Below are 12,624 nucleotides of genomic sequence, written 5' to 3' on the forward strand. Positions count from 1 at the left end.
TATGGCAAAGGTTGATCCGTGCAATTCAGGTCCAGATACAGCTGCATCAGCGCCGAAAGCGTCGGCCCGGCGCGCATCGAAGAGCAAGGCAACCGCAGGCCTGCTGCCGGTGGATACAGTGTCGCCGGACGAAGAGCAGCAGCGTCAGATGCGCGCACTCATTCAGCTCGGCAAGAAGCGCGGCTACCTGACTCATGCCGAAATCAACGATCACCTGCCGGACAACTTCGCGCAGACCGCTGCCATTGAAACCATTGTCAGCACCTTCAATGACATGGGCGTCGCGGTCTACGAACAGGCGCCTTCAGCGGAGGTGCTGCTTATGAACGATGCGGCGCCGGCAACCATGTTGGATGACCAGGCCGACGAGGAGGCGGAAGTGGCGCTTTCCACCGTCGATTCGGAATTCGGGCGTACGACCGATCCCTTCCGCATGTATATGCGTGAAATGGGCGCGACCGGATTGTTGACTCGCGCGGGTGAGATCGAGATTGCGAAGCGAATCGAAGGCGGCCTCCAGGAAATGATCCGGACGATTGCTGCGTGCCCGGTTACCGTCTCCGCGATCCTTCTGAGCGCGAAGCAGATTGAAGCCGGTGAACTGCGCATCGACGAACTGGTTGACGGTATCAATGAGGAAACCGAATCGGTCGAACAGTCGTCGACGGATTTCGCTGAAGCGCCGCACACCGAGCAGGCCACAGCTGACGATGACGACGACGACGGCGATGAGCACAGCGAGATTGAAGACCGGGACACGGCGAGGGCGAACGAAGCGCGCCTGAAACAGCTCACGAGCGACAGCCTCGTTATTTTTGCCCGGGTGCGCGAGCTGTTCGAGCAGATTTCTGGTTCCCATGCTGTGCAGGGTATGGGGCGGGTAGCTGGCGCGGACCTGCGTGAAGCGATCCAGCGCGAGTTGGCACCCATTCGCTTCACGGCGCGGACCATCGATCGGCTATGTAACGATGTGCAACAACAGGTCGCACAGGTGCGCGCAGTCGAGCGCCATATTCTGCAAATTGCTGTTGACCGATGCGGCATGCCGCGCGAGAAGTTCGTCAAGTCGTTTCCGGGACGCGAAACTGATCTCGCGTGGACTGAAAGGACGGCGGCGGCGTCGCGCGAGTACGGCGCCGCCCTCGAACGTAGTCTGCCGGCGATTCAGGCTGAACAGCGGAAGCTTCTCGATATCGAAACGAAGGTCGGACTGCCGTTGCAGCAGCTGAAGAAAATCAACCGGCAGATGATGGCGGCGGAGTCGAAGATGCGGCAGGCAAAGCGCGAGATGATCGAGGCCAACCTGCGCCTCGTGATCTCCATTGCGAAAAAATATGTGAACCGCGGCATGCACCTCCTGGATCTCATCCAGGAAGGAAATATCGGCCTGATGAAAGCCGTCGACAAATTCGAATACCGACGCGGCTGGAAATTTTCAACTTATGCGACCTGGTGGGTGCGGCAGGCAGTCACGCGTTCGCTTGCGGATCAGGCTCGCACGATCCGGATTCCTGTTCACATGATGGAGTCGATCAACAAGCTGAACCGGATTTCCCGCGAGATCCTGCAACAAACCGGACGCGAGGCTCATCCTGCGGTGTTGGCGCAGCGCATGGAATTACCGGAAGAGAAGGTTCGCGCCATGTTGAAGATTGGAAGGCAGCCCTTATCGCTTGAGACGCCAGTGGGTGACGATGCTGATGCGACACTTGGCGATATGATCGAAGATCCGACGGCGACGTCGCCCGCCGATGCGGCCGTGCAGGCGAATCTGCGCGCCGCGATCAATACGGCGCTCGACGCATTGTCGCCGCGTGAAGCGAAGGTCTTGCGGATGCGTTTCGGGATCGATACCGCATTTGACTGTACGCTTGAGGAACTGGGCAAACAGTTTGACTTGACACGCGAACGGATCCGGCAGATCGAAAGCAAGGCGATGCGAAAACTGACGCATCCGAACCGCACCGCCAAGCTACGACCATTTCTCGACCATTAAGGCGCTGACGCGTGTATTGGAGGCTTGTGCCGTTTCGAAGGGGGGGCGTGAGCAGTCAGTTGTCGACCGGATAGTTGCGGTCCGATACCTCTGGGTCAGGGCGGGCCCGATGCGCGTCGGGCTCCGCGGGACAGTGTGTCATCGTCCGCTAGCGCCGACTCACAACAGGACTGCCTGCTGCAAAAGTTCCAGAGCCTCCAATTCGTCCAGCCGTCCTGTGCGCGCCTTTCCTGCCAACGTCTTGATCAATGCTTCCGCGATTGGCGCGATGCCGTGGAGATTTTCCAGACTGGTGACCGAAGCGGGGAGTGGGACGAGGTTTTGCTGGGAGATTGCGGCGGGCTCAAGTGCCTCAGGGGTTGCCGATATGACTGTAGGCAGCTCGCCGTCATTTCCTTCAGAAGAGCGACCGGCGGCCTCGGCATGCGCATTGCTTATATGATCAGGCGGGCCGACGACCATTGCCGTATTCTCATCTGCGACGTCCGCTGAAGCTGGCGAGACATTTTCCGGCTCGACCGGGACGCCCGTCCGCGCGCGCCGCGTGTGCGCCTTTGGATATGCGGGTTTGCCTGGCGCACCTTTCTTCGTCGCCGGCTCGACCGACTCCTGTTGTGCAACGGATCCCCGACTACGCGAAGCAGGGGTCAGCAAACGTAACACCGACTCGGGAATTTCCATTTCCGAGCGCGGTGTGTCCAGCCAGCCAGTCGGCAAACCAAGACGCTCCGTGAAACGGTTCGCCTCGGCATCGTCCATGCGCTTCTTGCCATATAGCCGATGGACGGTATTGGACTTAGTCATCGACATGACGACACCAAGGCGCGCCTTGGAGCCGTTGCGACCCGTGAGGACGTGGAGGTTCTGCCGTCGAATGTTTTCAAGCGTGGCGCTGTCGTCTAACGCCAGCGGTTGCTGCCGGGTCGCTTGAGAAGAGGCTCTGGGTTTCGATGATGAACGTTTTCCTGCCGCATGGGCGCCTGTCGGTCTGGTCAACTGGCCTCGACTCTTTTTGACGGTCGCCGGCGACCCGCCCGTTGCTTTCTTTGGCATTTTCGTTTCCTCGGACAGGTTGTCTGCAAGAATGGATTGTTGGCCGCCGTTCGGGGCGGAAGCCGGTATGCGCGTTTGAGACGCAACCTCGGGCTCGCTGTCTGTTTTGATAAAGTCGAGCGGTGACTTCAGACGGGCGATGGTTTCGGGCGCGAGGGCAGGATGGGGCTGGTCAAAGAAACCATGCGGCAGTCCAAGCGTGGTTTCCATATGAAAAGCGGTCTCGGGCGTGAATCTTTCACCCTTCATCAATTCAGCAACTCGCGTCATGTTCGAGTCGAGTCCGAGCGCGATATTCTCTGCACCCACCGCATCGACGAGAAACTGGAACGACCGTGTTTTGAAGATCGACGCAGTCTGAGTGGGGTCTCGAGGAGGCGCCTTCACGTATGGTTGTCCCGGCCGGTTGGATGGAGACTTTTTCGCGTGGCGAGGTTGGCGTTGTCCGCTGTCCCGAGGTCCCGCAAATCGTCCGCGGGGTTGATCCATAAAATGTGGCTCCGTGCGATCGTTGATGTTTTGGCTCGTGAATTATAGACGAGAGGCAATGTTCGCATCGGATGCGCCAGCCTGCCGATATAGGGACGGTATACGAGCCGGAAGCGAGCTTCGGGACCGCAACGATGAGCATGGGTGGGTTCAACGAATCTACCTTGGCCGTGGCCGCCCATCGATCTGCAATGCGAAAACGATCGCAATCGGGCACCCATCTATGCCGCCAAGGCGCGATGTTCAGATATCGGCGCGCACTGTGTCTGTATCAGACGCCGGAGAATTCGCGCATCGGACTGTCTGCGTTGCAGCAGGACATGCCGACGCAGCATTGCTGCCCAGCATAGTTCGACGGCATCCCGACGCGCCGCAATGACATTGCGTACAGCATCTGGGTGTCGTCGGCCGCCGCCTCGTCGACTGATAGAGCGTAGTCGATAAGAAGCTCGCCGCCGGTTCGATATGGACGCGAGCGTGAATGAACACCCGGTCGCCCGTTTCGATGGCTTCGCTGCTGCAAAGACGGGCTCCGGTCTCGAACCTTGGTGGGTGGGTATTTTCAGGGATTTCGGAAATATTCCGGGGTTTCCATCCAACACCCGATCCAACAGTCGGCCCGGAAGCGCGAGATTACTTACCCCCAACCGCCGTCCGAACTCGTGTCACCACGATGGCTACTTTCGCATGAGGGGTGGTCATCCGTCCGCCGAGCTGTCCTCAAGCGCCTGGCGATAAACAGGCTAACCTGAAATCGAAAGCGAACTCGGGATACAGACGCTGAAACTCGTCCCGTGCCCGGTTGATTTAACACCTATTGTTCCGGGATGGGCCTTGGCAATGCAGCGGCAGTGTAGAGGCCAAGGCCCATGCCTGCCGCAGTCCCCGCCAGATTGTGAGGGATCGCTCGTGTCATCGGATCAAACAGCGTAGGCAGCGCTCTTTCCGGTATCTGGTTAACGCGGATGAAAACGGTTGGTGCTGGTCGCGCTCTGCCACGCGGCGGAGGGCGACCAGCGATCGCCTAGGCGCACGCGACGCCTCCGAACGCAGGAAACCCGGATCGCGATTTGTCGCTGCTGGTCAGGCGCCGATCCAACGCCGCAGCCACGACCTGCACATTCGGCTCGGCGATCATCTCGAAGTGGTCGCAAGACACATCGACGACATCCAGCCCGCCGCGAGCGACGTGCTGCCACAGCGTCAACTGATTATTACGGTAAGACAGCGTGGACGTCGCGTGCACATAGACGATCGGTCCAGCGTGATAGGGCCTTGGCCGATACGTCGTCATCGCTACCCGTAACGTCTCGCGCACCGTCCGTAGTGCCGGCGGCATCATCGCGTTGTGGCTGTTTGGGCGGTGTGCCATGCGTCCATTGCGCATGCGCAAATAATCTACGACATTCGCGAGTCTGTCCTTCACGTAGTGCGTAAGTTGCGCCTTGGGGACGGCGCGCAGCCTGCGCCAGTGCCAGCCCAGGAAGTCACGGTTGTGCCGCAGCCAGGCCCGCCACGGGAGGCAACGCTCGTGCGCATAGGTATCGATCAGGCACAGCAATTCCATTTGCTCGCCGGCGCGGCTTAGCTGTTGCGCAATCTCGACCGCAATCAATCCGCCGAACGAGTAGCCCGCCACCGCGTAGGGTCCCGTCGGTTGCACGCTGCGCATCTGTCCGATGTAGCTGGCCGCGATGTCGTGAACGCGCCGTTGTGCCGGCTGCTCGCCGTCGAGGCCTCGTGCCTGCAGCCCGAACATCGGGCGCGGCGTCTGCATCGCCGCGATGAGCGCCGAGCATTCCATGACGGTGCCGCTCACCCCGTGTACCAGGAAGAGCGGTGTACCCGTGCCAGCTCGTATCGGTACGACCGTCGGCGAAGATTGCGGCACTCCGGGCTCGTCGATTGCCGCGGCGAGGCGCGCAATGGTCGGTGCGATGAATAGTGTCGCGAGCGGCAGCGTGCGCCCCGTCGACTCATTCACACTGGCAAGTAATCTCGCCGCCAGCAACGAATTGCCACCTAGTTGGAAGAAGTTGTCGTCGCGACCGATCGGAGCTATGTCGAACAGTCTTTCCCACTGCGACTGCAAGTGCCGTTCGAGATCCTCCCGGGACTGGCCCACCGGCGCCAGTTCGCGCGTTGCCGAGTTCAGCGCCGGGTGACGCCGAATCGCGTCCAGACACTCGGGATTGCGCAGCGCCGCCGTGTTGCGCACCGGCAGGCCGCTGATCGCGTTGCGTGCGGCCGCTTCCGACGGCTTGCCATTGTGCGTAACCGGCAACGCATCGACGGCGATGATGCGGTCGGGCACGTGCGCCGGAGATGTGCGACGTGCAAGGTCGCGGCGCACACGGGCGGCCAGCGCTGCGTTCAGCTCGAAGCCTTCGCGCAGCACGAGCATCAACACCGTACGCTGATCCGTTGGGGCTGCGTTCGAAGAGCCAGCCGTCATATTGCGCAACGACTGCTGAACGACCATCGCGTCGCGGATTTCCTCGATGTCATCCAGTACGCGATAGATCTCGACCGGCCCGACGTTGACGCCGCGCACGTTCAGGACGCCATCGGTGCGGCCATGCAGTCTCGCAGTGCCTTGCGGCGAAAACTCGATCAGATCGCCGTGAGTCCAGACGCCCGGATTGCTCGCGAAATAGGCGGCGTGAAAGAGGGTGCCGTCCGTGTCGCCGAAGAAGCCGAGTGGACGTGACGGAAACGGGTTTGCGCACACCAGTTCGCCGATCCCGTCGACGGACTCGCCCTGCGAGCGGGCCTGAACGTCAAGCGCAAGACTCTTGCATTGGGCTTCGCCTGCGTAGACCGGCAGGTTGGGATTGCCTAGCACAAAGCAGCCGATGATGTCCGTGCCGCCCGAAATCGACTGCAAAGGCAGCGGCTTCACGTGATCACGCACCCAAGTGAACTGTGGGTCGAACAGTACTGCGGCCGTCGACATCATCGCGCGCAGGGCGCTTAGATTGAACTGCCGCCCTGGCATCAGCCCAGCGTCTTCGCTCATCTTCAGATAAGCGGGGCTTGTGCCGAACACCGTGGCGCGCTCGTCGGCAACAAGGCGCCATAGCGTATCGACCGTCGAGATCGGGCCATCATAGGTGACGATTTCGACGCCGGACGCAAGCGCCGACAACTGCCAGTTCCACATCATCCATGCGCAGGTGGTATGGAAGTACATCCGGTCGCCGGCCCGCAGATCGCTATGCAGCCGATGCTCCTTCAGGTGTTCCAGCAAAGTGCCGCCCGCACCGTGCACGATGCACTTGGGCTTGCCGGTGGTGCCCGACGAGAACATGACAAAAAGCGGGTGGTTAAACGGGAAGCGCCGCCATTCGAACGATGCGGCGTCGCTGTGCTCGACCAGTTCATCGAGCGAATAGATTCGTTGCTTGACCGCATCTGGTAGGGCGCCGTCGTCGAGACGGACAATACATTCCAGCGACGGCAAAGCAGCCGCCAGCTCGCCGATCTTGGTCGCGACCGGTACGCCCGTGTCGAAAGTCTGCGCCGCTGCGTGCGCGAACAGCAGGCGCGGCGAGAGCGGTGTGAAACGATCGAGGAGCGTCTCGACACCCATCTCCGGTGCAGCCGTCGACAGCGTTGCACCGAGCGCGGTGACCGCCAGCGCAGTGACGACCGCTTCAGCGTCGTTGCGCATCACACACACTACGCGATCCCCCTGGCGCAGTCCCAATTCCGTGAGTGCATGCGCGAGACGCGATACGCGATCGCGCAGCTCACCGCGAGTCAGATGTACTCGCCGGCCATCGGCGTGACAGGCTGTCAGCGCAGGTGCCTCGGCCCTTGCTACCGACAAGCTCAAGAGGTTGTCGGCGTAATTCAGTTCGAGTTCCGGGAAGAACTGTGCGTGCTCGCATTCGTCGCCGACGCACACGGGTTTGAGACTGCCGGACCAGTCAAGACCTTCAGACCATTGCACGAAGACTTGCCAGAACGTTCGATATGCCCGTACCGAGAAATCGTGCAGCGTTTCGTAGCTGTCGAAGATCTGGCCCGTGTGCGCCTGCAAGGCCGCGGTGAACGCGGTCATTTGAGAAGTGGCGGCGCACTCGGGGGTATTGGTGAAAATGGGGGCGCGTTCCGGGATTGCACCGGGGTAAGGCGACGCACAGGGCAATTGCAGGCGATCCATATTTCCTCCCATGCAAATGGATTTAAGATGCCCGTTTATAGTCAAATTAATGCTATTGAGCCGCCTTCTTTTTCTATTTGCGAAAACGTACTTTTAGAAGCGTTTATTGGGCACCTGAACCTTGATAAAAGCACTGTAACCTGGCACGCCGGAGAACGGTGCTAAAAGGTAAATTTGCCAACGCTTTTCGCGTACGTGTTGCTTCAGATCAATCTTCCCGTACGCTCTCAAACGGGCAAGCACGCGGGAAAATGCGCCGACCATCTGAACCCAATTGATCCCTTTAGCATGGAGGCCCGGATGCCGCGGCTCATAGAAGGTGACGATCACCGGGAGGCGGCGAGGCCAATCCAAAGGCGTCTCAATTGCCCAAAGATAGCGCTGTATGACCATCCTCCCGATTGGGACGCGGTGTAAGCGGGTGTCAACGGGAGATGAAGCGGTGACACAACTGGCTCAAGCACGCGACGAGTCTTGTCCAATTCAATTTTCGGCGCTTGCGCCGCTTCCAGTACGCGAGGTCGAGCGTGCTCGCCAAATCTGTCAGCAAACGAATCTGTATTATCCACCGACGAGATCCTTGGATTAACCTAAACTACCGCAGGTAAAAATTCGTTATCCATCACCTTGCATTTTACCGGACGGTACGGGTCTAAACTTTGACTTAATGAAACAATGGATGCATCCAATGCGTCGTTGCAGTGAGGAAGACCGATTATGGTCGCGTTGGAATAATATTTGAACTGTTGCTAATATATTAGGTCGTTACGTTATTGACTTTGGCCTGACCCACGAAGAGTTCCTGAGGTGTTAGTGACATCAAAGTCAACTACATGTTCGCGCAGACATCGACAGGGTGGAGCTTGCCAGAGTGACGAAGAGCGCGGGCTTTCACCAAGGCCAAGGAGGAATTTAGCCAGCTACCTCAAGGACTAAATTAACTGCCGCTGTGCCCGATTCACGACTGAATGCGAGACGCCAGTGCTCTGAAGCGAGCAATGAGGGCCGCTGCGGGCATGGCTTTGCCATAGAGGTAGCCCTGCAAGTAGTCGATGCCCATGTCCTTCAAAGCGTGCGCCACCGAGGCGGTCTCAACGCCTTCAGCAACCAGACGAAGGTTGAGTGTCTTGGCCGCTCCGACCAACGCTTTGACCACGACTCGCGAAGTCTGGTCGACCTCAATTGCCTGGACGAACGAACGGTCCAGCTTGACCGTCGATATTGGGAAGGACGTCAGGTAGGTCATGTTCGCAAAGCCGGTGCCGCAGTCATCCAACGAGATGCGAACCCCCGTGGCCACAATCCGGTGCAGAATCGCCGGGTCTCCTCGACATCTAGCACCATCGCGCCTTCAGTCAATTCCAGTGAGAGCCGCCCGGGATGCACACCCGTTTCGGCGAGCGCGCGCGAGGATGTCTTCGAAATCATCGTGCTCGAGCTGGCGTGGGCTGACGTTCACGCTCATGAAGAGTTTGTCCAGCCCTGCCTTTTTGAATTGCTGCAACTGCGCGAGTGCTTCGCGTAACGTGAACGCACCCAGCTCAATGAAAAAGCCACTGCGCTCAGCCACTGGAACGAAGTCTACCGGCGAAACAAAGGTGCCGCTGGGCTGCCGCCACTGCATTAGCGCCTCGCAACCCTTAAGCTCGCCGTCGGGGCTCACCAAGGGTTGGTAGTACACCATGAACTCGCCGTTCCGGTACGCCGCCGTCAAGACTTCCTGCTCGGCCACCGCGCCCTGCGGCTCGTACTTAGCCAGCTTGTCCGTTTTCGAGAGGTCAAGCCCGACTATCCAAAGTTTGTGCGAGTCGACGGCCCGAAACACCTTCGCCTGAAACGGCACCCTGCCGCCATTTTTCGCGCGGAACACCACCATCATTTCCGCCAGTTGGCCCGTGCGGGCGCGGCGAATCGCGTCCCGGAAGCGGGGCGCGCTGCTGACCTCGACGAGCGACACGACGTCGCGCCCCCGTGCGAGGGCGCCGGGCGCCATCATTGCAAATGCTCCTGCGCTGGCGTACTCAATTGCACCTTTTTCGGAGACGAGAAAGGCCGCGTCCGCCGCACACTCCGCGAAGTGAAAGTGAACGTTCAGTGCGCCGACCCAGGAGCGCTCCACCGAAAGCCGGCCCGCAGCGGGGCACGACCAGACATGAGTACGGTTCACGGGTGGCTTCCGACCGTTGATTTGTCTGACTATAACCCATTTCATCACTGTACCGCACAGAGCGGGGGCAACTCGCTGTCCGCCGGCCTGAGTACAACCAACGGCAACGTGGCATCACTGTCGACGTTGAAGTTGACGTTCGCTAAAGTCAGTTCTCTGGCCACAAGGCCAGCATCAACCACCAAATGGGGTCATTGTTCCCGTCAACCCCTGTTTTGCCGCTATTCGGGTGAGGCCCACGTTTGAAGCGTAAGGTTGCAGGCGGGTGCGCTATGTCGGTGTACCCGCCGATCATGTTCTCTACGGCGTCGATCGTCTCGATCTGGTGCCGTTCGCCGACTCATGGCGCGATGGTCACGTCGTCCCCGACGAACAGGGCATCGTGAATTTCTTCCTCTCGATGTTCAGCGACGCCGGGAACGAGATACCCGAGTCGCACGCACCGCTCGCGATGCTCCTTACTGCGCATGGTGGCCTGAGCTTCGCGGGTAGGCTCACGTCATGGCCCGCCCTGTGGTTCTTCGGCTTCGACTGCGGCCATGCCAGTGACTATTCGCTGGGGCTGCACGAGGTCCACTGCAACACAGGGTACTGGCGTCCGTCAGGTTGTTGATCTTGCGCATCGTGCAGCCTTGTTCTTGGAAGGGTCGTTTTCCATCCAACAACTGGTCAATTCCCCCTTGTACTCGATGACCCTGTAGCTCGCGGCGATCGGTTGCAGCGCGAACAGTCCTCTGCCATGCATGGGAGAACGTCGCGTGGGGATGCGGCGCAATCGCATGATGTCGCCTCCATCGGGTGCGTCGGTCAGTCAGGGCGATTGGTGGCGCGCGGAAGCACATCGCTTTCCCCATTTTCATTCATTGTCTTTCCTGGCAATAGTGCAACTAACGGTCAAGACCGCCATACCACCATGTTCGGGCTTCGCCGCAAGACCCAGCTGACAAAAAGATCACCAAGCCGGGTTGCAGTCGCGCCGGGATGCACGTGGTTAGCACCAGTTAGCGAGGCCTGATTGCTCAGGTCGGGCGGCCGAAGCAACGAGAAGGTCGCACGCCACTGCGCGCACGCCTAGCGGTTCATCGACCGTAAGCCGTAGATCTTCTCGACCGCCAGGAGAAACACGATTGCTATCAGCATCTGCACGTACTGATCGCGGCGATGGAAGGATCGAACTAGTTTTGCAAATACGACAGCATGACGACAGGCTGCGTCGTTGTGTTGGCGCTGCCGAGAAAGTAGGGCACGCCGAGGTTGTCGAGCGAAATCAGCACCGAGAACAGCGCGCCGGCGAAGACACCCGGCGAAATCAGCGGCAAGGTCACGTGCCAGAAGCGTCGCCAGATGCTTGCGCGCTGGCCTCCGCGCCGGAATGAACAGTTGAGCGGCGGTTCCGTCCACGCTCAATGCGGCTCTGGCAGCAATGCTAACCCGCGCTTACAACCGCGCGGCGGCCAGCCTTGCCAAACGGAAATGGAATGGACGCCTCCCGCACGCGAGCGGTGACCCCGCTCGTACACGAGGAGCTTCAACGTGTTCGAAACCGAGGATTATTAAGGTCTTCAGAGCGAACCGGAGGTGAACAGCCATGAACCCCATCCCCGTAGGTGTCGACATTGCCAAAAGCGTCATTCAGGTCCACTGGGTAGACCCGAAGAGTGGTGAAGTCATCAACAAAGCAATCAGGCGGGACCGGTTTCTCGAATACTTCGCAAACCGCCCCACTTGCCTGATCGGAATGGAAGCATGTGGCGGTGCGCACCATTGGGCGCGGCAACTGATGAAGTTGGGGCATCAGGTGAAGTTGATGCCCCCGAAGTTCGTCAAGGCCTTCAACATCGGCAACAAGAGTGATCCGGCCGATGCGCGCGCCATCTGGATGGCCACGCAGATTCCCAGCAAGGCAGTGGCCATCAAATCGGATGGCACAACAGGCAGTCCTCGCACTCCACCGCATGCGGCAGCAGTTGGTCAAGTTCCGCACGATGCAGATTAACAGCCTGCGTGGTCTGCTTGCCGAGTACGGTGAAGTCATGGGCCGCAGTCGGGAAGTGCTTGACAAGGCGATACCCGGCGTTCTTGCGAAACTATCGGAGCGTCTGCCTGCCATGCTGATCGATACATTGCGTGCGCAGTGGAACAGCCTGACGGTGCTCGACAGGCAGATTGCTGAGATCGAGCAACGCCTGCGCATCTGGATGAGAGAGGATCAGGCCTGCAAGACGATCGCCGCCGTGCCTGGCGTTGGCTTGTGGACCGCTACCGCGGCGGTCGCCACGATGGGCGATGCGACAGCCTTTCGCTCCAGCCAAGAATTTGCAGCCTGGATCGGCTTGGTACCGAAACAGACCGGTTCCGGCGGAAAGGTGCAGTTGCTGGGGATCAGCCGGCGAGGTGATACCGATTTACGCACGCTACTCATCCACGGCGCGCGCAGTGTTCTGCGACATCCAGAAAAGGCTGGCGCATGGATAGAGCAGCTCGCCAAACGCCGCCCGTTCAACGTGGTAATCGTGGCTCTCGCCAACAAACTGGCCAGGACCATCTGGGCGCTTCTCGCCCACAACAGGCAATATCAGAGGGAACACGTCAGTTCCAAACCCGCGTAAGGGAGCACAAATCAGAGGAAACGATTCACAAGGACGGTAGGTCAAAAGGTTGCGCTGGCAATCGCGTGTGATGACGAGATAGGTTGGACCGGGACCCACCAAACCTGAGTATGACGGAGAGCCTCGAGCTCGACACGGAAAT

The 12,624-nt window shown here is 59.6% G+C and carries 6 protein-coding genes and 3 pseudogenes; 3 read left to right on the forward strand and 6 right to left on the reverse strand.

Translation table 11 applies throughout. The features are described 5' to 3' along the window. Position 1 precedes the first annotated feature (1 nt). Complete coding sequence (gene rpoD / locus G5S42_RS40325; RefSeq protein ID WP_176112262.1) at positions 2–1,996, forward strand: RNA polymerase sigma factor RpoD; 1,995 nt, start codon at positions 2–4, stop codon at positions 1,994–1,996. Between the two features lie 159 nt (positions 1,997–2,155). Here the strand turns inward: rpoD and G5S42_RS40330 are convergent, their stop codons facing one another. The 4 genes and pseudogenes from G5S42_RS40330 to G5S42_RS44805 form a co-directional block, all read right to left on the reverse strand. Continuing rightward, a complete protein-coding gene (locus tag G5S42_RS40330) occupies positions 2,156–3,436 on the reverse strand; it encodes a hypothetical protein (RefSeq protein WP_312883716.1) in 1,281 nt (426 codons plus the stop codon). A gap of 1,126 nt (positions 3,437–4,562) precedes the next feature. Further along, positions 4,563–7,706: an acetoacetate--CoA ligase gene (locus G5S42_RS40335; protein WP_176112264.1), complete on the reverse strand. Its 3,144-nt coding sequence runs from the start codon at positions 7,704–7,706 to the stop codon at positions 4,563–4,565. A gap of 93 nt (positions 7,707–7,799) precedes the next feature. Further along, positions 7,800–8,060, reverse strand: coding sequence for a hypothetical protein (locus tag G5S42_RS40340; RefSeq protein ID WP_176112265.1), 261 nt, complete (start codon positions 8,058–8,060; stop codon positions 7,800–7,802). A 604-nt stretch (positions 8,061–8,664) separates the two neighbouring features. After that, positions 8,665–9,918: pseudogene (locus G5S42_RS44805) on the reverse strand (EAL domain-containing protein). A gap of 220 nt (positions 9,919–10,138) precedes the next feature. Between G5S42_RS44805 and G5S42_RS40355 the strand changes: the two are divergent. Continuing rightward, on the forward strand, positions 10,139–10,486 hold the full coding sequence (locus G5S42_RS40355) for a hypothetical protein (protein ID WP_176112268.1): 348 nt from the start codon (positions 10,139–10,141) through the stop codon (positions 10,484–10,486). A gap of 51 nt (positions 10,487–10,537) precedes the next feature. Here G5S42_RS40355 and G5S42_RS44810 read toward each other — a convergent pair. Both G5S42_RS44810 and G5S42_RS43905 read right to left on the reverse strand, forming a co-directional pair. After that, positions 10,538–10,654, reverse strand: a pseudogene (locus G5S42_RS44810) (SET domain-containing protein-lysine N-methyltransferase); the annotation flags it as partial. Between the two features lie 394 nt (positions 10,655–11,048). Beyond that, the gene (locus G5S42_RS43905) at positions 11,049–11,198 is read right to left on the reverse strand and encodes a hypothetical protein (RefSeq protein WP_217710334.1); all 150 of its coding nucleotides are present in this window, start codon (positions 11,196–11,198) and stop codon (positions 11,049–11,051) included. Between the two features lie 263 nt (positions 11,199–11,461). On the opposite strand from G5S42_RS43905, the pseudogene G5S42_RS40365 reads away from it, so the two are divergent. Then, positions 11,462–12,482, forward strand: a pseudogene (locus G5S42_RS40365) (IS110 family RNA-guided transposase). Positions 12,483–12,624: the final 142 nt, after the last annotated feature.

Origin of the sequence: Paraburkholderia youngii (assembly GCF_013366925.1) — a bacterium.
GTDB lineage: Bacteria > Pseudomonadota > Gammaproteobacteria > Burkholderiales > Burkholderiaceae > Paraburkholderia > Paraburkholderia youngii.